The 485-nt window shown below is 69.9% G+C and carries 1 protein-coding gene; it reads right to left on the minus strand.

Going from position 1 to position 485, the window contains the following annotated elements; genetic code table 11:
• A partial coding sequence (locus tag IG08_RS0153340) for an SDR family NAD(P)-dependent oxidoreductase (RefSeq protein WP_030622204.1) occupies positions 1 to 485 on the minus strand: 485 nt, incomplete at both ends.

The following is a 485-nucleotide window of genomic DNA, read 5'->3' on the forward strand; positions in this document are numbered from 1 at the left end:
ACGTGCCGCTGGGTGACTTCCTGGCGCAGGGACTCGGTGAAGCCGTTCACGCCGAACTTGGTGAGGTTGTAGACGCCGTAGCCGTTCCAGGCGACGCGGCCGGCGATGGAGCTGATGTTGACGATGTCGGCGACGCGGCGCGAGCTTTCCTCGGCGGCCTTGAGCAGGTGGGGGAGGGCGGCGCGGGTGGTGTAGAGCAGGCCCTGGACGTTGATGGCGATCATGCGCTCCCAGTCCTCGACGTCCGCGCCGACGACGGGGCCCAGGAGCATCAGGCCGGCGTTGTTGACCAGGATGTCCAGACGTCCGAAGCGCTCGACGGCCTGCTGCACGGCGGCCTCGGCCTGAGCGCGGTCGGTGATGTCCGCCTCCACGACCAGGGTCGTGCCGCCGGCCTTCTCGATCTCGGCGGCGAGGTCGTCGAGACGGTCCTTGCGGCGGGCCACCAGCACGACGGAGGCCTTGTGCTCGGCGAGTCGACGGGC

The sequence above is a fragment of the Streptomyces fulvoviolaceus genome, assembly GCF_000718165.1.
GTDB lineage: Bacteria > Actinomycetota > Actinomycetes > Streptomycetales > Streptomycetaceae > Streptomyces > Streptomyces fulvoviolaceus.